24 protein-coding genes are annotated in these 21,591 nt (G+C 62.8%); 16 read left to right on the forward strand and 8 right to left on the reverse strand.

Going from position 1 to position 21,591, the window contains the following annotated elements; translation table 11 throughout:
* Positions 1 to 2 precede the first annotated feature (2 nt).
* The 7 genes from CATRI_RS04720 to CATRI_RS04750 are packed head-to-tail and all read left to right on the forward strand — an operon-like array spanning position 3 to position 5,853.
* Complete coding sequence (locus tag CATRI_RS04720) at positions 3 to 1,592, forward strand: ABC transporter family substrate-binding protein (protein WP_290220201.1); 1,590 nt, start codon at positions 3 to 5, stop codon at positions 1,590 to 1,592.
* A complete protein-coding gene (gene mshB / locus CATRI_RS04725) occupies positions 1,589 to 2,479 on the forward strand; it encodes an N-acetyl-1-D-myo-inositol-2-amino-2-deoxy-alpha-D-glucopyranoside deacetylase (protein WP_290220202.1) in 891 nt (296 codons plus the stop codon). Before CATRI_RS04720 ends, mshB begins: the two co-directional genes overlap by 4 nt.
* Positions 2,476 to 2,868: a hypothetical protein gene (locus CATRI_RS04730; RefSeq protein WP_290220203.1), complete on the forward strand. Its 393-nt coding sequence runs from the start codon at positions 2,476 to 2,478 to the stop codon at positions 2,866 to 2,868. The genes mshB and CATRI_RS04730 overlap by 4 nt, the downstream gene beginning before the upstream one ends.
* Positions 2,869 to 2,915: 47 nt before the next feature.
* Entirely contained in the window at positions 2,916 to 3,239 is a 324-nt protein-coding gene (fdxA, locus tag CATRI_RS04735) for a ferredoxin (RefSeq protein ID WP_290220204.1), read from the forward strand.
* 3 nt (positions 3,240 to 3,242) lie between these two features.
* Entirely contained in the window at positions 3,243 to 4,349 is a 1,107-nt protein-coding gene (dapC, locus tag CATRI_RS04740; protein ID WP_290220205.1) for a succinyldiaminopimelate transaminase, read from the forward strand.
* Positions 4,309 to 5,244, forward strand: coding sequence for a pseudouridine synthase (locus tag CATRI_RS04745; protein WP_435384185.1), 936 nt, complete (start codon positions 4,309 to 4,311; stop codon positions 5,242 to 5,244). Before dapC ends, CATRI_RS04745 begins: the two co-directional genes overlap by 41 nt.
* Before the next feature lie 30 nt (positions 5,245 to 5,274).
* Positions 5,275 to 5,853, forward strand: a complete 579-nt coding sequence (locus CATRI_RS04750) for a GtrA family protein (RefSeq protein WP_290220207.1) — start codon at positions 5,275 to 5,277, stop codon at positions 5,851 to 5,853.
* Here the strand turns inward: CATRI_RS04750 and CATRI_RS04755 are convergent.
* On the reverse strand, positions 5,850 to 6,335 hold the full coding sequence (locus CATRI_RS04755; RefSeq protein WP_290220208.1) for a hypothetical protein: 486 nt from the start codon (positions 6,333 to 6,335) through the stop codon (positions 5,850 to 5,852). The genes CATRI_RS04750 and CATRI_RS04755 overlap by 4 nt on opposite strands.
* Before the next feature lies 1 nt (position 6,336).
* Positions 6,337 to 6,555: a helix-turn-helix transcriptional regulator gene (locus tag CATRI_RS04760; protein WP_290220209.1), complete on the reverse strand. Its 219-nt coding sequence runs from the start codon at positions 6,553 to 6,555 to the stop codon at positions 6,337 to 6,339.
* Between the two features lie 285 nt (positions 6,556 to 6,840).
* On the opposite strand from CATRI_RS04760, the gene CATRI_RS04765 reads away from it, so the two are divergent.
* The gene (locus CATRI_RS04765; RefSeq protein ID WP_290220210.1) at positions 6,841 to 8,502 is read left to right on the forward strand and encodes an HNH endonuclease signature motif containing protein; all 1,662 of its coding nucleotides are present in this window, start codon (positions 6,841 to 6,843) and stop codon (positions 8,500 to 8,502) included.
* Here CATRI_RS04765 and dapD read toward each other — a convergent pair.
* From dapD to CATRI_RS04780, 3 genes are read right to left on the reverse strand one after another with little or no spacing between them, the layout of a single operon-like run.
* Positions 8,499 to 9,473, reverse strand: coding sequence for a 2,3,4,5-tetrahydropyridine-2,6-dicarboxylate N-succinyltransferase (gene dapD, locus CATRI_RS04770; RefSeq protein ID WP_290220211.1), 975 nt, complete (start codon positions 9,471 to 9,473; stop codon positions 8,499 to 8,501). The two genes, CATRI_RS04765 and dapD, sit on opposite strands and share 4 nt — an antisense overlap.
* A complete protein-coding gene (locus tag CATRI_RS04775) occupies positions 9,470 to 10,912 on the reverse strand; it encodes an amino acid permease (protein ID WP_290220213.1) in 1,443 nt (480 codons plus the stop codon). The genes dapD and CATRI_RS04775 overlap by 4 nt, the downstream gene beginning before the upstream one ends.
* A gap of 48 nt (positions 10,913 to 10,960) precedes the next feature.
* The gene (locus tag CATRI_RS04780; protein WP_290220214.1) at positions 10,961 to 11,887 is read right to left on the reverse strand and encodes a DapH/DapD/GlmU-related protein; all 927 of its coding nucleotides are present in this window, start codon (positions 11,885 to 11,887) and stop codon (positions 10,961 to 10,963) included.
* A gap of 65 nt (positions 11,888 to 11,952) precedes the next feature.
* Here CATRI_RS04780 and dapE point away from each other — a divergent pair, with 65 nt between their 5' ends.
* The 7 genes from dapE to CATRI_RS04815 are packed head-to-tail and all read left to right on the forward strand — an operon-like array spanning position 11,953 to position 16,805.
* On the forward strand, positions 11,953 to 13,032 hold the full coding sequence (dapE, locus tag CATRI_RS04785; RefSeq protein ID WP_290220215.1) for a succinyl-diaminopimelate desuccinylase: 1,080 nt from the start codon (positions 11,953 to 11,955) through the stop codon (positions 13,030 to 13,032).
* 17 nt (positions 13,033 to 13,049) lie between these two features.
* Positions 13,050 to 13,835, forward strand: a complete 786-nt coding sequence (locus tag CATRI_RS04790; protein ID WP_290220216.1) for an LOG family protein — start codon at positions 13,050 to 13,052, stop codon at positions 13,833 to 13,835.
* Positions 13,836 to 13,852: 17 nt separating this feature from the next.
* Positions 13,853 to 14,665 (forward strand): dihydropteroate synthase, encoded by an 813-nt coding sequence (gene folP / locus CATRI_RS04795; protein ID WP_435384192.1) that lies wholly within the window; start codon positions 13,853 to 13,855, stop codon positions 14,663 to 14,665.
* Positions 14,662 to 15,378, forward strand: coding sequence for a glucosyl-3-phosphoglycerate synthase (locus CATRI_RS04800; RefSeq protein WP_290220218.1), 717 nt, complete (start codon positions 14,662 to 14,664; stop codon positions 15,376 to 15,378). The genes folP and CATRI_RS04800 overlap by 4 nt, the downstream gene beginning before the upstream one ends.
* Positions 15,379 to 15,382: 4 nt before the next feature.
* Positions 15,383 to 15,664 (forward strand): hypothetical protein, encoded by a 282-nt coding sequence (locus CATRI_RS04805; protein ID WP_290220219.1) that lies wholly within the window; start codon positions 15,383 to 15,385, stop codon positions 15,662 to 15,664.
* A gap of 44 nt (positions 15,665 to 15,708) precedes the next feature.
* Complete coding sequence (locus CATRI_RS04810; protein WP_083985440.1) at positions 15,709 to 15,876, forward strand: DUF3117 domain-containing protein; 168 nt, start codon at positions 15,709 to 15,711, stop codon at positions 15,874 to 15,876.
* A gap of 35 nt (positions 15,877 to 15,911) precedes the next feature.
* Positions 15,912 to 16,805, forward strand: a complete 894-nt coding sequence (locus CATRI_RS04815) for a methyltransferase domain-containing protein (protein WP_290220220.1) — start codon at positions 15,912 to 15,914, stop codon at positions 16,803 to 16,805.
* Here the strand turns inward: CATRI_RS04815 and CATRI_RS04820 are convergent.
* Together CATRI_RS04820 and glgA are read right to left on the reverse strand one after the other, a co-directional pair.
* Complete coding sequence (locus CATRI_RS04820; protein ID WP_290220965.1) at positions 16,756 to 18,219, reverse strand: GH32 C-terminal domain-containing protein; 1,464 nt, start codon at positions 18,217 to 18,219, stop codon at positions 16,756 to 16,758. The genes CATRI_RS04815 and CATRI_RS04820 overlap by 50 nt on opposite strands.
* Positions 18,220 to 18,239: 20 nt before the next feature.
* Positions 18,240 to 19,412, reverse strand: coding sequence for a glycogen synthase (gene glgA / locus CATRI_RS04825; protein WP_290220222.1), 1,173 nt, complete (start codon positions 19,410 to 19,412; stop codon positions 18,240 to 18,242).
* Positions 19,413 to 19,539: 127 nt separating this feature from the next.
* Here glgA and glgC point away from each other — a divergent pair, with 127 nt between their 5' ends.
* Complete coding sequence (gene glgC, locus CATRI_RS04830; RefSeq protein WP_290220224.1) at positions 19,540 to 20,757, forward strand: glucose-1-phosphate adenylyltransferase; 1,218 nt, start codon at positions 19,540 to 19,542, stop codon at positions 20,755 to 20,757.
* A gap of 60 nt (positions 20,758 to 20,817) precedes the next feature.
* Here glgC and CATRI_RS04835 read toward each other — a convergent pair whose 3' ends face one another.
* Entirely contained in the window at positions 20,818 to 21,462 is a 645-nt protein-coding gene (locus CATRI_RS04835; protein ID WP_290220226.1) for an O-methyltransferase, read from the reverse strand.
* Between the last annotated feature and the right edge of the window lie 129 nt (positions 21,463 to 21,591).

Raw genomic sequence — 21,591 nt, forward strand, 5'->3', positions numbered from 1 at the left:
GGGTGAAAAGCCGAATCCTCCTAAGTGTTGCCTGCGCGGCGGTGCTGAGTTCCTGTGTCGCCAACCCTGGCCCGCCACCGGTGGAGGAGCCGACGCCGACGCCAGAGCCCTCGGCAACTTCTAGTGCTCCGGCTACTCCCACTCGGGCGGAGGCGATTATTGATGTTGGCGTGGATCCGCTGCACAGCGGACTCAACCCGCACCTGATCTCGGACAAATCCTCTTTCGTGGAATCCCTGGCCAGCCTCGTCCTGCCGAGTGCCTTCCGCGATGGAGTCATGGACGCAGACGTTCTAAGCTCCGCGGAAGAGGTTCCTTCGGAGCGAGAAGGCGTGGCTCAATCGCTGCGTTATGTCATCGCTCCGGGGGCGCAGTGGTCGGACGGCACACCGATCACGGGCGCCGATTTCCGCTACATGTGGCACGGCATGAGTGATACTCCGGCCGTCGTCGATCCCGCTGGCTACCAGGCCATCACGGGCATGCGGGTCTCCGCCGATGGTCGAACAATCGACGTTGACCTGGGGACAAAGGTGGCCGAATGGCAGGAGCTGTTTGCCCACTTTTTACCCAGCCACCTGCTGCAGTCCGATGCCTCCGACTTCGAACGAGCGCTGGCGGACACCATCCCCGCCTCCGCTGGGCGGTACATGATCCGCAGCGTCGATCGCTCCCGCGGCATCATCACTATCAACCGCAATGATCGTTTCTGGGGCGCGAATCCCGCCAGCATCGACCTGGTCAACTTCCGGGAGGTGCGATCGGTGACTCAGGGCGCTGAGCAGCTCCGCAGCGGACAAATAGGTTTTCTGGATACTTACCCCGCTGAGACCTCCGTCGACGCCTACTCCATCATGGTGGGCACCCAGGTCCGCACGGTTGAACTGCAGCGCGAGCTCCGGTTGAGCCTGTCCACCACGTCAACAATGCTTGGTAGCGTCGCTGCCCGCGAGGAACTGCGTTCGCTTATCGACGTCCCCCTCATCGCCCGCATCGCCGCCGGACGGTCCTCCAACCTGCGCGTCCCCGCGAATCAGCCTGCGGCTGATCCATCTTTTACTCCCACGGTGCTGCAGTCATTGACCGCCGAGGAGCCCCTCCGGCTGGGGGTCAACGTTGGTGACGACGCCTCGGCCGCCGCCTCCCGCGCCATCGTCGAGCTGCTCGCTGCCCGCGGCGTGAAGGCGCAGGTTATCTCCACCGATCTCCCGGAGATCACGGGGATCTTGCTGCCCCGCGGGCGAGTCGATGCAGTAATCACTTGGGAGAACACCGGTGGGAGTTCCACGGGTCTAGCAGGGGAGTGGCTCTGCCCCGAAGCGCCTTCCTCCCCGCGCGCCGCCAACCTCAGCGCCTACTGCACCCCGGAGAGTGACGCCTTAGCCAGGGACGTGCTGTCCGGCATGGTCGCTCCCGAGGATGCCGCTGAGGTGTTTAGGCTCATCAACGAGCGTGAGCACCTGACGATCCCGCTGTTGGGGGACACCCGAATGCAAGTACTCGGCGAGGGTATCGTTGGCCCCGACCCTGATCTCAATAACTGGACCTTGACTGATGCGCTCTCGACGGTCCCAAGCTGGAGGAAATTGTGAGCTCCCGTGACCTGGTGGGTTTTCGTGTAGTTGCCGTCCACGCCCACCCCGACGATGAAGCCATTTCCACCGGCGGTGCACTGTTTCAACTGGCGCGACGCGGCGCCGACGTCACTGTAGTCACCTGCACGCTGGGTGAGGAAGGCGAGGTCATCGGACCCACCTGGGCCAGATTGGTGGCCTCGGAGTCGGATCAGCTGGGTGGATTCCGGACAGCCGAATTGGCGGCCTCCCTGTCCATCCTCGGCGTACGCGGCATCTATCTCGGCGGGGCCGGTCGCTTCCGCGATTCCGGCATGGTGGGCAGCCCCGCGCACGCTAACCTGCGCGCCTTCGTGAACTCCGGTTCTCTCGCGGTTGACCTGCTTGCCGAAGTATTCGATGACATTCGCCCACACCTCGTCATCACCTACGGTCCCGATGGCGGGTATGGCCACCCTGACCACATCCACGCCCACGACATCACCCACGCGGCGGCCGCTCGCGTGGCCGTGCCACGCCTGTTGTGGGTGGTCAACTCCCTCGCCGCGACAGCGGCGGGGATTGACCGCATCGAAGAGATCCCCACGGGCTGGACCCGGCCGGATACTGCTTACCCGGAGAACCAGGGCGTCGATAAGCATGACTTAGTGGTCGAGCTCGACAGCTCCGACCTCCACGCCAAACGCGAATCCATGCGCGCCCACGCCACCCAGGTGTGGATTGCCGACGGCTACGTCTCACACACCAACCCCCAGGCCGCCTGGGCCGTCGGACCCGACCCCGTGTTCGCCCTGTCCAACCTGCACGCCCAACCCATCCTGCGGCAAGAGTATTACCAGCTTGGTGCCGGAACTATCGACGGGCCGGGGCTCCTCGACGGCCTCGATCGCGAGTGGCAAGGATGAACGAACGTATCATCCGCACCGACTTCTCGCGGGGTGAAGTCATCTTCGGACTCGTGTGGCTATCAGTCGGCGCCCTTGTCTCGGTGCTGCTAGAAATTGTCTACCTCGGCACGTGGATTAGCCTGCCCGGCGGCGCGAAAGTCGCGTTCCCCTACACCATCGCCATCGCGTTTCTATTCAACATCGTGCTCACCCGCACCGCCCGCCTCTGGAGCTCCACCCCCGCCGTGGCACTCATCCCCCTGGTGGTCTGGTGCTTGGGATTTTTCGGTCTCATGCTCGGCGGCGGAGTCACCGGAGACCAACTCGTCATCAGCAGCATCCGCAGCGTCGCCCTGCTCGGCGCCGGGATCGCCGGAGGTATTTGGCCTCTGATACGAGGAAAGTGACATACTGGGGGAAGATTTTCGCTAAAGCCCAGGAGTTTGCAAAAGAGATGACATACACCATTGCGCAACCTTGCGTCGACGTTCTCGACCGCGCTTGTGTTGAAGAGTGCCCCGTGGACTGCATCTACGAAGGCAAACGGATGCTCTACATCCACCCCGACGAGTGCGTCGACTGCGGTGCCTGTGAGCCTGCCTGCCCGGTGGAGGCCATCTTTTATGAAGACGACGTCCCCGATGAGTGGCTCGAATACAACGATGCCAATGCCGCGTTTTTCGACGACCTCGGTTCCCCAGGCGGCGCCGCCAAGCTCGGCCCGCAGGACTTCGACGTCCCCATGATCGCCGCTCTTCCCCCGCAGAACCAGGAGTAAAACGTGGCTCGCACCCCGCTGGGAACCCGTCTGCCCGACTTCCCCTGGGACACCCTCGCGGACGCCAAACAGCGGGCATCCGAGCACCCAGACGGCATCGTCAACCTTTCCGTGGGTACCCCCGTCGACCCAGTCGCCCCGGGGATCCAGCTAGCACTCATGGATGCCGCAGCCGAACCCGGCTACCCGCAAACCGCCGGCACCGAGGAACTACGCTCAGCGATTGTTTCGGCGTTGGAACGCCGCTATGGGATGACCGGGCTGACTACAACCTCCGTCCTTCCGGTCGTGGGGACTAAGGAAGCCATCGCGTGGCTTCCTACCTTGCTGGGCATCCGCGACTCACTGGTCGTCATCCCCGAAGTCGCCTACCCGACTTATGAGGTTGCCGCCTTGGTTGCGGCCAATCGAGTTCTGCGGGCAGATTCGCTCGTTGCTTTGGGGCCGGAGACTCCCGCGCTGCTGTTCCTCAACTCGCCTTCTAACCCCACTGGTAAAGTCCTCGGGGTTGACCACCTGCGTAAAGTGGTGTCCTGGGCGCAAGAGCGCGGCGTCATCGTCGCCTCCGATGAGTGCTACTTAGGTCTGGGCTGGGATGATGAGGACGAGCCAGTCTCGATCCTCGACCCACGCGTCTGCGATGGAAACCACACCGGCCTGTTGGCCATTCACTCGCTATCCAAGACCTCTAACCTGGCGTCCTACCGCGCGGGATACCTCGCGGGCGACAGCGAGCTCATCGCCGAACTCCTCTCCGTGCGCAAGCACATGGGCCTCATGGTGCCCGGGCCCATCCAATCTGCCATGGTCGCCGCCCTAGCCGACGACGACCAAGAAGCAGCCCAGAAAAACCGCTACGCTTCGCGGCGGGCAAAACTCATGCGAGCCCTGCTGTCCGCAGGCTTTGAGATCGCCGATTCCTCTGCTGGATTGTATTTATGGGCTACTAGGGGAGAGGACTGTCGCGCCACCGTCGACTGGTTCGCGTCACGCGGGATCCTCGTCGCACCCGGCGACTTCTACGGACCCGCCGGGCAACACTACGTTCGCGTCGCCCTCACCGGCACCGATGAGCGTATCGACGCCGCCGTCGCCCGGCTGGCAGCCTAAGGCTAGGTGCCTGAGTTTGGGCTCACAGTCGCGGGCCCCGATATCGGCGCGGGAGGGCATCTCGCCTCAGCGAGTGGTTCTCCGAGGCATCGTCCCTACCTCGCCAGAATTCTGGGCCGGCTCGGCGGGGGACTCACCCTTCACCTTCGGTGAGAAGCTGGTGCCCGGGACCTTGCTCGAGTGCCCACAGCCCGTCTGGTTCCACCCCGTCGTCCCGCCAGAACCGGATATTCCATTTGATCTGCGGGTCCTGTGGGAGAACCCGGACCTCATCGTGGTGGACAAGCCCGGATTTCTCCCCTCAACGAGCAACGGACGCATCATCCGCGAAACCGTTCAAACGCGACTTCGGTTGATGTACGACTCGGATGACATTGTTCCCCTTCATCGCCTAGACCGGCTGACCAGCGGAGTTCTCCTGTGCTCACGACGAGCAAAGACCCGAGGGTTGTACCAACGGATGTTCCAGGCCGGGCAAGTGCGAAAGACCTATCACGCACGGGTATCTAGTTCCGTGGACTTTGGTAGCGAGATTGAGGTGCGGGTTGATCTCTTGAAAGTGCCGGGGAGGCGAGCCGTGGAAGTGGTGTCGGATGGTCAGGGAGTGCCCACGCGGACGATAGTTCGGTCGGTTGCTTCGGAGCTTGGTTCGGGGCTTGTTGAAGTTGAACCTCTCACGGGGCACACCCATCAGATTCGGGCGGTGCTGAACCACCTTGGATGTCCGATCATCGGCGACGACACCTATCCCGTCGACCAAGGCCTGTCCCTGTACGATTTCTCGACCCCACTCCATCTTCGAGCATCCGAACTTCGCTTTGAGGACCCAATTTCTGGTGAGCAACGTGCCTTTCTTAGTTATTTTCCGCTTCCACCAGTAGGATTGAGTGGTTAATATCCGGTAAGAAGCGAGGGTAGGGCCGTAATGGCGGAGCGAAGCGGTTTGAGCGAACGGTTTTCCACTACGTTCCGACAATTCATCATGTTCGGGATCGTCGGCGGCTCGGGCACTGTGGTCAACCTGCTCGTGGTCTACCTGACCAAGAAGATCAGCGGCTGGGGCTGGGGCATCTCCGAACACGATGCGTTTCTCAACCTGCTGGGATCAAGCTTCCACATTCGCTGGTACCACGTCTTCGCCACGATCGCCTTCCTCGTGGCCAACACCTGGAACTACCAGCTGAACCGCAGTTGGACCTTCCGGGGCTATCCTCGCCGCAGTTGGTGGCGTGGATTCTTCCCCTTCCTATTGACCGGAATTGGCGCGTTTGTGGTCAGCCAGATCGTCCTGACTCTGCTGATGAACCCAACCTCGCCCCTCACTCTGCCCGTTGACATCTTCGACGACTCCACGGGCCTGCGAACCAAGTTCTACTGGGCCTCCGCAATCTCCATCATTGTGGCAATGCCGGTGAATTTTATGATTAACAAACTGTGGGCGTTCAGGGGCTCCAGTAAGAAGGCAGAAATCGTGGTTGAGCAGGAACCGGTAGCTCAAGCTTAGGTATCTTCCGCCTCTGCATCGTCGTTCAGACGCTGAATATCCTTCCTCCGCTGGCGTGCTGGGATGCGAGAGGCAAGGAAAACTGCCGCGAGCAGGCCGAGGATTGCCCCAACGGCGGCACCTACGGTGAAAGCCAAAGAAGATCCAAACCCCTTAACGGCAATGCCGGCCAGCCAAATAACGATGATAAAGATGAGTGCTATCCAGTCGATTCGGGAAAGGGGAACAGGTCGCGGTGCAGGCACCGACTTGCGGAGCCACGCCAAGCCAATCCATGATGCGACGAGGGGCGCAGGAAAGATGAGGGCTGTCCATAGTGTGTCAAGCCCGTCGAGGACCCAAGCCAACATTGCCGCGGTGACAAGGATTGCCCAAGACATCCATTTCACAGTGACAGTCGATGATTTGTGCAGCATCTGCCGTTCGAATTCGTCATCGACGGATGCGTCCGCTTGGGCAATGATGTCGTCTGAATAGCTCACGCTATTTGCCTTCCTGTTCTTCGCCGAAGATTTCTTCGACGGTGTGGTTGAGCACTTTGCAGATGGAAAGTGCGAGGTGGACTGAGGGAGAGTAGTTACCCCGCTCAATGTTGGCGATGGTCTGTCGTGATACTCCGACCTTCTCGGCCAGTTCCGCCTGGCTTAGCTCGTGCCAGCGGCGGTACTTGCGGACCATGTTCTGCTGGTCTTGATCGCTCATGGTGTCGAGCTCCTGAGTGGGTGGTTGCGGTAGAGGGGTCACGAGGGCAATTTTTGGAAGGCCATGTACCTCCTGGTCGACTATGTTGACTACATGCTGAATCCTTCTTCCTAAGGTGCATGTCAAGGATAGTTTACAACATCATCGGAAAAATGGGCATAGAGTAAAAGTTCTAACACGTTTGGGGGTGATCGAACAACTATTCGGCCATTGGCCTTGACTGCGCTTGGAACGGTGTTATTGTCGAAAGTGTAAGCGATGAAATCGGGGGGATTGGAGGGGAAGATGTCGACAAAGCACCACATTGACGCACTGGTTGACCAGGCTGTCTCTGCCATGGCGCAATTAGCCTCTGTCATGTCGGATCCCTCTTCGCTTGACTTCGAAGCTGTGCGGGAAGGCATGGTCAAGCTCGAGTCCATTACTGGCGCCAAATCCACCGCCGACGCGGCATTTGCGTGGATTGCTGAGCGATCCAATGCCGGACGTCTTGTTGGATCGACTAGGTCCGTCGAATACCTCACCAAGACCTTGGGAATTTCATATCGGGAAGCCGTAGACCGACTGGCACGCGGGGAAAACCTGTTCACCACCCCAGTTGCCGAGCCGGTGCCCGCTGCGCCCATGCCATCTGCCGCGCCATCCTCTCCGGAGGATGGGGCGGAGGCAGATTCTGCAGAGGAACGTCGGCGCCGGGAAGAGGCCGCCCGCAAAGAAGCGGAGGCGCGCCACCGACGCGACCGTGAAGCTCAAGAGCGTGCCCGTAAGAAGGCCCAGGAAGTCGCGGCTGAGAAACAACGCATCATCTCTCAAGAATTGCGGAATCTCGGCGAGCGCTCTCGCCCCAGCAAATCAGTCCTCCACGAACAATCTCTGGAGCAGGCGGAGAAGCGAACCCCAGAAGATCTTCGCATTTGGTTACGCAGGCAGGTCAAGAACGCCAACGCAGCGGCACGCCGGACGGATGGCACCAAGGATCCTTTCGCGGGCTACAAGCGTCGCTTTCTCAGCATCGGGGAGCCGGAAGAAGACGGCAATGTCCGCGTAGTTGCCAGCCTGCCTGCTTCACTTGCAGCGATGCTCAAGGCCGCCCTAGCTCCCGGACTGCGCCCCGGAGCCAACACCACTGTTCCGGAAGGGGAAGACAAACGTCGCCGCTCAGTGAGAGCAGTCGACCAGCTCGAAGCTATTCTGAAAACCCACTTGGCGGACGAGAGCAAGATTAACCGTCAAGGTGTCGGCTCAGTTGTGGTGAGCATGACCACCGACGACGTTAAGAACATGAGCTCTAACTCGGTGTTCCTCTCCAACACAGGGGACCTTTTGACTCCGTTCGACATCCTGAAGCTCGGAGCCGCAGCATTCGACCTAGGAATGCTGCACGACACCAAAGGCAAGCCACTGGCAGTTGGACGCACAGCGCGAACAGCCACCCTGTACCAACGCCTGGCACTCTTCGCACTTGAAGGTCTATGCGCCTGCGGGAGCTGTTCCGGAGCCGCCATTTACTCCCACGTCCACCACATTCAGGCCTGGATCCACGGCGGGATGACCGACTTAGAGAATTTGACTCTCGCTTGTCCCAGCCACCATGCGGATAACAACGACAACCGGGACGGCGCCAGAGGAATGGGCCATATGACCAGGGACAAAGCAACCGGGAGAGCTGCCTGGAAACCCGCGGGTAGTGAAGAGCTCCAATTCAACGAGACTGAATTGCAAGAGCATTCAGCCGGAGCGAGAATCAGAGCCCGAAATAGGGCACACGAAACAGGTCTCAATCCGCACAAGTTCCAGGAGAAGGATCCATCCGAGGGAGACGTGGGCCCGCCCATGTCACCCGGCGCGGCCGACTCATGGAAAAACCCACCCGACAATTCGGGCGGGCTAACAGAAGACGATATTTGGGACGAGCTGTTGTATCCCGACGAGCCTAAGAGCGCCTAGTTGTTATGCAAGACCGAGTTGAGCTCGATGCCCTGGGCCTTTGCGTGCGGAGTGGCCTCGACTGCGCCATTGATCGAGTTACGGCGGAACAGAATGCTATCCACCCCGGACAGTTCAGCGGCCTTGACGCGGGTTCCGTCATCGACCCCGGCTGCGACAGCTACAGCGCCAAACACCGAGAGCTTGGTACCGGCAGTGACGTAAAGGCCGGCTTCGACCACACAATCGTCGCCAAGCGAAATACCCACTCCGGAGTTGGCACCCAGCAGGCACCTTTCGCCGATGGAAATCACTTCCTTGCCGCCGCCGGACAGCGTGCCCATAATCGAAGCGCCGCCACCGATGTCGCTGCCGTCACCGACGACGACACCGGCCGAAATTCGGCCCTCCACCATGGAGGTGCCCAGTGTGCCAGCGTTGTAGTTGACGAAGCCCTCGTGCATTACCGTCGTACCGGGGGAGAGGTATGCGCCGAGTCGAACGCGGTCGGCATCCGCGATGCGGACCCCTTCCGGGACGACGTAGTCAACCATGCGGGGGAACTTGTCCACCGAGTAGACGGTCACCGGGCCGTGAGCGTTGAGACGCCCACGCACCATTTGGAAGTCAGACACCTCACAGGGGCCATAGTTGGTCCACACTACGTTAGCCAGCAGGTCGAACACGCCGTCCATATTCATCCCGTGTGGGCGCACGAGGCGGTGGGAGAGAAGGTGGAGGCGGAGGTAGACGTCGTAGGCGTCGACTGGGGCGTCGTCAAGCGAGGCAATGGAAGTATGGACTGCGACGCGCGCGACCCCCCGGTCTTCGTCCGGGCCAACGAGGCTGGCGAACTGTTGTGGCGTCTCCGTCAGACGTTCGGTGCCGGTGGTGAGCGGATCATCCGCCAAAGCAGGGGCGGGGAACCAGACGTCAAGGACGGTTCCGTCGTGCGTAATGGTAGCTAGTCCGCGCGCGGTGGCTGAAGTCATGGACGAGACGATACCCGACGATGCCACAGATTCGTGATTGCGGAGAGGCCAATGAGTACTGCGACAACGATCACAACGGCGAAGACCTGGGAACGGGCAGTGGCGTCGAAGAGCATGAGTGCCACGAGACCCAAGAGTGCGGCCATTGTTGCCCATCCGAGCCACGGCCATCCCCACATGCGGACTGTGGAGATCTCTCCGTTTGCTTCAAGCTCGGGATGCAGTTTGAGGTACGAGGCAGTGATCATGATCCAGATGACGATGAGGCAGCCGCCGACGGCGTTGAGGAGGAAGGTCAGTAGGCCTTCGGGGTTCCAGTACTGCAGGCCGACTGAGGCGAAGGCGAACACCATGGACAACACGACGGCATTGATTGGCACGTTCTCACGGTTGGTCACGGCGAAGATTGCGGGGGCATCGCCGTCGAGGGCGAGGCTGTGCACGAGGCGGGAGGTGGCGTAGATCTGAGCGTTAAAGGCGGATAGCAGTGCCAGCACGATGACGCCCTCCATGAATCCGACGACTCCGGGCAAGTGTGCCAGGGAAAGCACGGCGGTGAAGGGGGATTCGGCGGCCGTTTGGGCGCTGCCGAGCTGCTGGTAAGGCACGAGGAAAGTGATGACGAGTACTGCGCCGAGGTAGAAGACGGAGATGCGCCAGATGACCGCTCGTACCGCCGTGGCGATCGAAGATTGCGGGTTCTCCGACTCCGCTGCTGCGATGGTGACAAGTTCGATGCCGCCGAAGGCGAACGCGACGGCGAGAAGGCCGGCAGCCATGCCAGACCACCCGTTTGGCATGAAGCCGTGCTCGCCGATGAAGTGGGTCGTGCCAATGAAAGTCGTGCCCGGCAGCAAGCCAAAGATAAGGCCAATACCAATGATCAGGAAGCCGATGATCACCGCAACCTTGATGAATGCGAACCAAAACTCGAACTCGCCGAATCCGCGTACTTGCGCGAAATTCACTACTGCGAAGAACACGACGGCGATGAGTGCGGGGATCCAGGGGTCGACGCCGAACCAGGCGCCGAGGATGGCGGCCGCCCCGGTCATTTCGGCGCCCATCACCATGATGAGCATGAACCAGTAGAGCCAACCGAGGGTGAATCCGGCCCAGTGGCCGAATGCGTTCTTTCCGTAGGTGGAGAAGGAGCCGGAAGAGGGGCGTGCGGCGGCCATTTCGCCGAGCATTTCCATGACCAAGACCACGATGGCGCCGGCGGCGATGTAGGCGAGGAGAATGGCTGGTCCGGCCGCTTCGATGCCCACGCCGGTGCCGAGGAAGAGGCCCGCGCCGATCGCGGAGCCGAGGCCCATCATGGTGAGGTGGCGGGTCTTGAGGCCGGTGCCGAGCCCCGTTCCCGGCTTGGTCCCTGCGCTAGGGGTGGGCTGGTGAGTCCCAGGCCCGGCAGTCGGACCTTGTTCCTGAGTCGTCATACTTAATGAGGCTAGTCCTCGCCCCAGCAAGCAGAATCAACCAGTCTCCTACCACGTGCGTCGCAGGACCGGTTCGGGGTGGCCGACCTCCATGCGCACCGTCCAGCCGGAGCGGCCGTTGAGGGCGGAGGCAGGAATGTGGTGTCCGGCGTCGGCGTCGAAAATCTGGGTGTCGGGTTCAAGGACGATGTTGGCGCCGATCGTGCAGTTGTCGCCGATGGTGAGGCCGACTACTCCGGAGGAGACGCCGAGCCGGCAGTTGGCGCCGAGGGTGATGGGATCGCGGAGGCCGTCGGATCGTCGCCGCGCCATGATCGTCGCCGATAGCCCGACGTCTGTGCCTTCTCCGACGACGGTGGAGGAGGACATGCGTCCTTCGATGCGGGCGGCTCCGAGCGAGCCGGAGTTGAAGGAAACGTAGCCTTCGCGCAGGACGCGGGTTCCTGGGGCGAGGTATGCCCCGAGACGGACTCGTTCGGCTTCGGCGATATTGACTCCCGTCGGTACGACGTAGTCGACCATGCGGGGTAGCTTTTCGATGCCGTAGACGTGGATAAGTCCGCGGCTGCGCAGGGCTGTGCGGACGAACTCGAAGTTGCCAGGGGTGCAGGGGCCTTTGTTGGTCCACACGACGGTGGATAGGCGGCGGAGGGAGCCGTCCATGTTGAGTTCGAGGGGGCGGACCAGCCGGTGCGAGAGCAGGTGAAGGCGCAGGTAGACGTCGTGTGCGTCGATAGGAGAGGCCTGGAGGTCCGCGATGGTGGTGCGGACGGCGACTTGTTCGACCATGCGGTCTTCATCGAGGAGAACGAGTTTAAGCAGGCTGTCGGGCAGGTCGCGCGCGCCGAGGCGTTCCGTGCCGGAGACGAGGCCAGTGCCAGGGACGAGTTCTGGTTCGGGATACCACGTATCGAGGATGGTGCCGTCCATAGCGATGTTGGCAATACCAATGGCGGTGGCGCCCTGAGTCATCATACTGCCAATTCTAAGGCTCCGCCTCGCTCGGGACACCTTTGGTGTGGGCCGGTACGCTAGATCGGGTGCACCGACTCGATCTTTCTGCTGACCCCGTTGCCCTGACCGCGGCGCTGGTCGATATTCCCAGCCCTTCTCATCAGGAGGAGGTAATCGCCGATGCGGTGGAACAGGCGCTCCGCGAGCTTATCGACGTCGAAGTCATCCGCCGCGGCAACACCGTCGCCGCCCGCACCAATCGCGGCTGCGGGTCCCGAGTCATCCTCGCTGGACACTTGGACACCGTCCCCCTGGCCGGCAACGTTCCTCACCGCCTGGAAGGCGAGACGATGTTTGGGTGCGGCACCGTCGATATGAAGTCCGGACTGGCGGTCTATCTCCATTGTTTCGCCAATTTGGCGGCGAGCAGTGCCCACGACCTCACTGTCATTGCTTATGAATGTGAAGAAGTAGATGGTCGCTTCAACGGTCTCGGCCACTTGGCCGAGTCTGATCCCGAGTGGCTCGAAGGGGATCTAGCCTTGTTGGGCGAGCCTTCGGGGGCCGTCATCGAGGCTGGTTGTCAGGGTTCTCTGCGGGTCAAGGTCACGGCTCATGGCGTGCGCGCACATTCCGCCCGCAGTTGGCTCGGTCATAACGCCGCGCATCGCCTCGGGGAGGTCATCCGGCGCATCGCTGAATATGTGCCCCGCAGCGTTGACATCGATGGCTGCGTCTACCGGGAGGGCATCAATGTGGTGAAGCTAGAGTCTTTCGTGGCCACGAACACTATTCCGGACCAGGCGGAGATGTTTGTTAACTTCCGTTTCGCCCCCGACCGCGACGGCCAGCAGGCGCAGGATCACCTGGCGGAGGTGCTCCAGCTGGATGAGAACTTCACCCTGGAGGTAGACGACCTCGTCTTAGGCGCCCTCCCGGGTCTGCATCACCCGGCGGCAGCCGCCCTCATCAATGCTGTCGGCGGCACCGTGAAGGCGAAGTATGGCTGGACCGACGTATCGCGCTTTGCGGAATTGGGGATTCCGGCCGTTAATTTCGGTCCGGGAGATCCGAGTTTCGCCCACAAGATTGACGAGCAGCTGCCCATCGCCCAGGTCACCCGGGTGGCTGAGCAGCTGGAACGATTCCTGCTCACCCACCCCTAACAGTTAGGTTGTCTCACATGGCCCCGAACATCACTCCCGATCCGCATAAAGCGCGCCTCCTGCGTGGCCCCTTGCTGCTGCGCCCCGCGAGTGGGCAGTCGTCTACCTATGACCAGCGCCTCCTTGAGCTTGGTGCCGACCACGATTGGCAGCACGCAGATCCTTGGCGCATCCTGCGGATCCAGGGCGAGTTTGTCACCGGCTTTGATGCCCTGGCCAACCTGCCGCGCGCGGTGACCGTTTTTGGTTCCGCCCGAATCCCTGAGGGACAGCCTTGGTATGAGAAGGGGGTTGAGCTGGGTGAGAAGCTCGTGGCTGCCGATTACGCGGTCATTACGGGTGGTGGCCCCGGCCTCATGGAGGCAGCAAACCGGGGTACCAGCGAGTCGGGCGGGCTGTCGGTGGGCTTGGGCATCGAGTTACCACATGAGCAGCACCTCAATGATTGGGTGGATATCGGTCTCAACTTCCGGTACTTCTTTGTTCGCAAGACGATGTTTTTGAAGTACTCGCAGGCCTTCATCTGTCTGCCGGGTGGGTTTGGCACCCTCGATGAGCTCTTTGAGGTGCTGTGCATGGTGCAGACCGGCAAAGTCACCAACTTCCCGATCGTCCTCCTAGGCACCGAGTTTTGGTCAGGCCTCGTCGATTGGATCACCGGCCGCCTCCTCGCCGAGGGATTGATCTCGGAGCAAGACGTGGACTTGTTCCTCGTCACCGATTCCGTTGATGAAGCCGTCGCGCACGTCGTCGAAGCCCACCGCGTCATGACCGACGGGCGCCTGCGAGAAAACGAAGAGTGAACCAGCTGCCCGCCGTCATGGCGATCGTCAACCGCACCCCGGATTCTTTTTATGACCAGGGGGCTACCTTCGCGGATCAGGCTGCCCTGGACCGCTGCGCCCGAGTCATCGCCGAGGGCGCCAGCATCGTCGATATTGGTGGGGTCAAGGCCGGCCCGGGGGCGGAAGTGGACGCCCAGGAGGAGATGGACAGGGTAGTGCCGACGATCGCGGCCGTCGCCAAGCAACACCCTGACATCGCCATCTCCGTGGACACCTGGCGCGCCGAGGTGGCCGACGCCGCCATTCGCGCCGGGGCCACACTGGTCAATGACACGTGGGCCGGCCACGACCCGGAGCTCGTCGAGGTCGCTGGGCAGCATCGCGTGGGCTACGTCTGTTCGCACACCGGCGGCGTAATCCCGCGCACCCGGCCCCACCGTGTTCACTTCGACGATGTGGTGGCCGACGTCATCGCCGAGACCACCCGCCTCGCCGAGCGGGCCGTGGCCTGCGGCGTCCCGGAGGAGCAGATCTTTCTTGATCCGACCCATGACTTCGGCAAGAACACCTTCCACGGCCTGGAGTTGTTGCGCCGGGTGGACGAGTTGGTGGCCACGGGCTGGCCGATTCTCATGGCCTTGAGTAACAAGGACTTCATCGGTGAGACGCTGGATCGCCCGGTGGGGGAGCGCGTCGCGGGAACCCTCGCCGCGACTGCCTGGGCCGCCGCTCGGGGGGTCGCCGCCTTCCGGGTCCACGAGGTGGCTGAAACCATCGATGTCCTGCGCATGACCGCCGCCATCCAAGGGAGTATGTCGCCCCTCAACACTGTCCGGGGCTTGGCATGAGGATCTCGGTGGTCATCCCGGCCCTCAATGAAGAGGCCACCATCGCTGACGTCGTCGCGGCCGTCGCGGAGGACAATCCCGATGAGATCTTGGTCATTGACGCCGATTCCACCGACCGAACAGCCGAGCGGGCCAAACACGCCACGGTGATCAACTGGCGCGACATCCTCCCCGAGATCCCGACGCGCCCCGGCAAGGGGGAGTCCCTGTGGCGCGGAGTCGCGGCCGCGACCGGGGAGATCATCGTCTTCATCGACGCCGACCTAGTCGGTCCGCGCCCCGGCATGGTGCGTGCCCTCACCGAGCCTTTCCAGGACGAGCGCATCCACCTGGTCAAGGCCGACTACCAACGCTCGATCAACGGGCAGCCCACCGGCGGCGGCCGCGTCACCGAGCTCACGGCCCGGCCGCTGCTGCAGTTGCGCTACCCGGAGCTCGCCCACATCCGCCAGCCGCTCGCGGGGGAGTACGCCATCCGCGCCAGTACGGCCCGGAGCTTGGAGTTCGTGTCCGGCTATGGCGTCGAGGCGGGCCTGCTTATCGACGTCGCCGCCGCCCACGGCGCGGGCGCAATCGCCCAGGTGGACCTGGGGGTGCGCACCCACCGCAACCGACCGCTGGCGGAGTTGGCTCCGATGGCGGACGTGGTGGCGGCTACGATGTTGGACCGCGCGGGCGTCGATAAGCGACCTGCTTTGTCGAGTATTCTTTAACACCATGCTCACCTGGATTTTGCTCATCCTCCTTCTGGCGGCCCTCGTGGTGCTGGGCACCTGGCTGTGGGGACGCGTGTTTGGGCGAGGTGAAATTCTGGAACCGGTCGACAACCACAGCCAAATCGAGAACAATCGCCTCGCCATCGCGCGCGGGGAATTGACAGACGTGCAGTTTGAGATCGTGCCGCGCGGCTATCGGCCCGAGCAGGTCGACGACGTCATAGCTCACCTGGAATGGCAGCTTGCGCAGGAACGATCCAACCGGGGATCCGAAAAAGTCTAAGCTGGATGGGGATACTCAATTAGGACGAAGGAGCCCCACCCACCATGGCAGCTATGAAGCCTCGTACCGGTAACGGACCGATGGAAGCGGTCGAGGAGAGCCGAAAGATCGTTATGCGCATCCCCTCCGACGGTGGCGGTCGCCTCGTCGTCGAATTAACAAAGGAAGAAGCCGCCGAGCTGGGGGCCTTGCTCATCGCTGCGGCTGAGTAAAATCGCCTGCTACCCCGGCAGGTAGTCTGAGTTCTATGCTTTCCGACATCATCGACGTCCTCGCCGATCCCGTCGACGGCTCCCCGCTGTCCGGTGCAGACGACTTCACCCGCCTGGTCTCCGAAACGGGCCATTCCTATGACGTTGCCCGCCAGGGGTACGTGACCCTGGCGGGCGGTAGCGGCCTGCGCCACAGCGGCGACAGCATGGACATGGTTCTCGCCCGAGAGACCTTCCTTTCTCGCGGGCATTTCGCCCCCTTCGTCGAGGCGGTCACCGCTGGCGTGCACGACGCCCTCGACGACAATGAGGTGCCTATCGACGCCCGCCCGGTCATCGCCGAAGTCGGCGCTGGCACGGGCTATTACCTGTCCCACACGCTTGACGACGTCGAGTCCTCCCGCGGCGTCGGCATCGACGTCTCGCCGCACGCCGTGAAGCACTTAGCGCGCAGCCACCAGCGCGTCGGCTCCGTGGCGGCCGACGTGTGGGAGCGGTTGCCGCTGCGCGATAACTCGATCGACGTCATCACCGTCGTGTTCGCGCCCCGCAATGCAGCCGAGTTCGCTCGCGTCCTCGTTCCCGGCGGCCAAGCCGTCATTCTCACCGCCGACCGCGGGCACCTTTCGGAGCTGCGTGACCCGCTCGGCATCATCGAAGTGGAAGAGGGCAAGGTTGAGCGCCTCCTCGAGCAGTTCGCCGGGCACCTCGAGCTGGTGGGGGAACCGGAACTCATCGAATTCCCGATGACCTTGGACAAGGAATCCATCGCCGCCCAGATCAAAATGAGCCCCTCCGCCCGTCACATCGGGCCGGAGGAGCTCAACTCCCGGGTGGCAGCGCTGCCAGAGACGATGACCATCACGGCGCGCGCCCGCCTCACTCGCCTGGCGAAGGCTCCCCGTAATCCGGAAGCTCCTGCGAGCTGACTGGCTCGCGGTGCCAGCCGCGGATGATCTCGGCGCCGCCGGAGGTTGTGAGCCGGATGTCAGAGCAGCCGCCATCGATGTAGACGCGGCTGGACATCGCGATCGCCCCGCCGTCGGCGAAGACTTCCACGCAGGAGCCGTCGACGAAGATCGATAGGGAATCGCTGTCTCCCTCGATGAGTCGCGCTCGCGCCGGGGCATCCCTCCGGTGGTGCGGATTCATCGAGCGGTCGAGGACGAGCTCGCTGCCGGTGTGCGCGATGGTTGCGGCGGTGTTTCCGGCGGCGTCGATAAGCTGTGCCGACACCGTCGCACCCTCGGGGACTTCGCACAGACCGGTCCACGATCGTGCGTGATGCGTGCGGGCGATGGCATCCGGCAGGCCGGGTGGCGGCGTTTGGAAGAGGATGCCGCCCTGAAGAGTGATCACGCGCGGCAAGGAGATGACATTGGCCCATCCCTCGTTGGACATGGAGGCGTGAGTGAGGGGCTCATCCCCGCGTCCCACCCCGTTGAGCAGGCCGAACAGGACCGACTGCCGGTAGCGGTCTTCGGGTGCCACCGTGCCCGGCGTGACGTTGGTGTTGCGGGGGCGGGTGAAGTCATGCCCCTGATCGACTCGCGTGAACGGGGTTTTCACGGCGAAGCTGGTGCCGGTCAGCGTGCCCACGAGGTAACCGGAAATATCGCGGCCCGAAGCCTCCAGCGTGACCAGGAGGATGTCATAGATCTCGCCGTCCACCTCGTCGCGCAGGCGCAGAATGCGCGGCCCAACCACAACGGCCGACTCTTCGAAACCGGGATCATTATCGAAGCCCAGCGGCCCCTGGAAGGACCAGGACTCCCCGTCGGCGCTTGTAAGCACGACCGGAGAGGGATGACCCTTAGCGCCGGTCACGGCCAGCATGAGCCAACCGTCGTGCCCCGCATCGCGGTCCTCGTCGGATTCCCAGTCGGGCACCACGCACGGGGAACGAAAGCGTACCCGGTCGTCGCGGTCGGAAACGACATCGCCGAGGCGGAGTACCCGCGGATCGATGGCCAACGGGTCGTCGCTGATCGGGCACGTGTTAGCGATGTCGCTCAACTGTGCTTTCTGGATCGACGTTCCGGCCGCCGTGACGGAGGTGAAGTACAGGTCAACGTCACCCGCGCGAGCAGCCGCCACCACCGAGCCCGCCCGCAGTTCCGTTTCGCCGCCGACGGGGACGAGCACGTCGTCGCATACTTCCCAGTCGAAGGGTCCGTCTTCGGAGACGACGTGGGCCCACCGGCCCGGAGCCTCGGGGGTGGGGCGATACTGGTAGAACAGATGCCAGGTGCCGTCCCCGGGGCCGTCGAGAAGGACTCCCGCCGGGGCGTCCAGGATGCCCGTCTCGGCCGTAACGTGCAGTTCAGGGCGGTAAGAGTGGATGCTCACAGTCAGTGGTTCTCCTAGCGCAGCGACTCGTAGATATCGACGGTTTGCCGGGCGATGGCCGCCCAGGAGAAATCACTGACGGCGCGCTCGCGGCCAGCTACTCCGAACTCGGCGGCGCGGGCCGGGTCGGACACCATGGCGTTGACCGCCGCGGCGAAGTCCCGTTCGAAGGTCTCAGGGTCATTCTCGTCGTAGTGCACGAGCGTGCCGGTGACCCCGTCGACGACAACCTCGGGGATGCCTCCCACATCGGAGGCGACGACGGCGGTTCCGCAGGCCATGGCCTCGAGATTGACGATGCCCAGCGGCTCGTAGATCGACGGACACACGAACGTGTCGGCCGCGGTCAGGATCTCCTGGATCTTCTCCTTCCCCAGCATGTCCTGCACCCAGAAGATGCCATCGCGCTGGGATTGGAGGTCCTCGACGAGGGTAGTGATGCGGGCAGCGATTTCCGGGGTATCCGGTGCTCCGGCACACAACACGAGCTGGACATCCTCGCTGAAGTGGGCTGCCGCCTTGATCAGGTGCTCCACCCCCTTCTGCCGGGTGATGCGCCCCACGAAAGCGACGATGGGGCGAGCCGGGTCCACGCCCAACTCGGTGAGCACGGACTCTGGATTCTCCGCAAAGGTGGGCCGCGGTTGCCACAATTCGGTGTCGATGCCGTTGAGGACGACGGTGACCTTCTCGGCGTCGATACGTGGGTAGGCCTCGAGGATCGACTCACGCATCTGGGCGGAGACCGCAATGACCGTGTCCGCGTACTCCATCGCGTTGCGTTCCGACCAGGACGACACCTCGTAGCCGCCGCCGAGCTGCTCCCTCTTCCAGGGGCGATGCGGCTCCAAAGAGTGGGCCGTCACTACGTGGGGAATGTCATAGAGTCGGGCGGCCAAATGACCGCCCAGGCCCGCGTACCAGGTATGGGAATGGACGACATCGACGTTGTTAGCCGCCGTCGCCATCCGCAGACCCGTGGACAAGGTTTTGATCGCTGGGTTCGCGTCCTCCAACGCTGGGTCAACGCCGTGGACGTAGACTCCGGGCAGGTCACGGGGTGCGCCCATGCAGTGAACGTCGACTTCGACGATCTCTCGCATGAACCGAGTGAGCTCCGTGACATGGACTCCCGCGCCGCCGTAAATCTCCGGGGGATATTCTCTGGTCAACATTCCGACTCTCATAACCCCCGAGCGTAGCCACGCCTGCGCCTCAATGCCGGGGGGATCGGGGGTAAAGGGGCGCGCGGCGTGGAAAACGGTTTGGCATCATCACGGGCAAAAATGTCCGAGACGACCTAGATTGGACTATGTGAAGACTCAGCCGAATGTTCTAGCTATCGTTCTCGCCGGCGGCGAAGGTAAGCGATTGTTCCCCCTCACGGAGGACCGAGCTAAGCCCGCAGTCCCGTTCGGCGGCACCTACCGACTCATCGACTTCGTTCTGTCGAACCTCGTCAACGCTGGTTACCTCAAAATTGCCGTGTTGACGCAGTACAAGTCGCACTCGCTCGACCGACACATCTCCATGGCGTGGTCCCTGCATGGCCCGGTGAAGCAGTACATCGCTTCCGTGCCCGCCCAGCAGCGCCGCGGCAAGCGATGGTTCACCGGCTCGGCAGACGCGATCGTCCAGTCGTTGAACTTGATCTACGACGAGAAGCCCGATTACGTCCTCGTTTTTGGTGCTGACCACGTCTACCGCATGGATCCCTCCCAGATGGTGGAGGAGCACATCGCCTCCGGTAAGGACTGTTCCGTCGCGGGCATCCGCATTCCGCGCTCTGAAGCCTCGGCCTTTGGCTGCATTCAGTCGGATGCGGATGGCAACATCACGGAGTTCCTGGAGAAGCCGGCCGACCCGCCGTCGACCCCGGATGACCCGGATGTCACCTACGCCTCGATGGGCAACTACGTGTTCACCACGGGCGCCCTCATTCAGGCGCTGTTGGAGGATGAGCAAAATGATGACTCCGACCACGACATGGGCGGCGACATCATTCCTTATTTTGTCAACAAGGAACAGGCCCACGTCTACGACTTCAATTCCAACGGTGTCCCCGGCTCCACCGAGCGCGATCATGGTTACTGGCGTGACGTCGGTACCATCGACGCTTTCTACGAGGCGCACATGGATCTGATCTCTGTCCACCCGGTGTTCAACCTGTACAACCGCCAGTGGCCGATCCACTCGACGGACGATGAGAACTTCCCGCCCGCCAAGTTCACCCAGGGCGGCATCGCGCAGTCCTCGATCGTGGCCCCGGGTTCGATCATCTCCGGTGGTACGGTCCGCAATTCGGTTCTGGCGGGTGACGTCCACGTGGCGGAAGGTGCGACCGTCGAAGGTTCCGTCCTCATGCCGGGTGTGCGCATCGGCAAGGGGGCCGTGGTGCGCCACGCCATCTTGGACAAGAACGTCTATGTCCGAGAAGGCGAGATCATCGGCGTCGATCGGGCTCGCGATGAGGCCCGGTTCAAGATCTCCGTTGGCGGCGTCGTGGCCGTCGGCAAGAACGACGTGGTGTAAACCACAACAGCGTATCGACGCCCGCGGCATCCTCCAGGATGCTGCGGGCGTCTTTCCCGCCTAAAGGCGGGTAATCAACGTCAGACCGGCGCCCAGGGGAAGGCGCGTGACCAGGGCACCTTCTAGGTTGCGGGCAGCTTCGTCCGCTTCGCGGGCCGCAGCGGTGGCACGGTCTTTGCGGGAGGCGTCGGCGATGGTGCCGTCGAGAAGCGAGTCCGCGAGGACGAGGGTGCCGCCAGGAGTGAGTAGGGGCCAGGCCGTGGCAAGGATGGCCGGAAGCTCGACGGGGGAGACTTCGGCGTAGACGAGCTGGTAGGACTCGTTGGCGAGTCGGCCCATAACGTCGAGCGGGCGGGAGGGCAGGAAGCGCACCCGGGAAGGAGCGAAGCCGGCGTCACGGAAGGTGGTGCGCGCGTTGGCCTGATGCTCCGCCTCGGAGTCGATGCAGGTCAGAGTGCCCTTGTCGCCGAGGCCACGCAAGAGGTAGAGTCCCGCGACGGCCGCGGCGGGAGTCACTGCGACCGCGCCGGTGGACTTGTCGTGGTGGGACGTTGCCGCCAGGGTGGCCAAGAGCTGGCCGGTTATCTCATCGGGGACGGTGAGCCCGAACTCCTCGGCGTCGCGGCGGGCGGCGGCCAAGGGCTCGGGAACCTCCGAGGAGGACTCGATGAAGGAACGGAGTGCGTCAAATGCCGTGTCAGTCACATCTTTGAGTGTAGGGCGCGAGACTTCGGCTGGATTTGGACACGCGCAGATGTGGTGGATGAGGTTGTTGGGGCTGACGTGCTCGCCGGAAGGGGCCTTCACAGAACTTTGCCAGAACTCTGTGTAGTG

It is taken from the genome of Corynebacterium atrinae (genome assembly GCF_030408455.1).
GTDB lineage: Bacteria > Actinomycetota > Actinomycetes > Mycobacteriales > Mycobacteriaceae > Corynebacterium > Corynebacterium atrinae.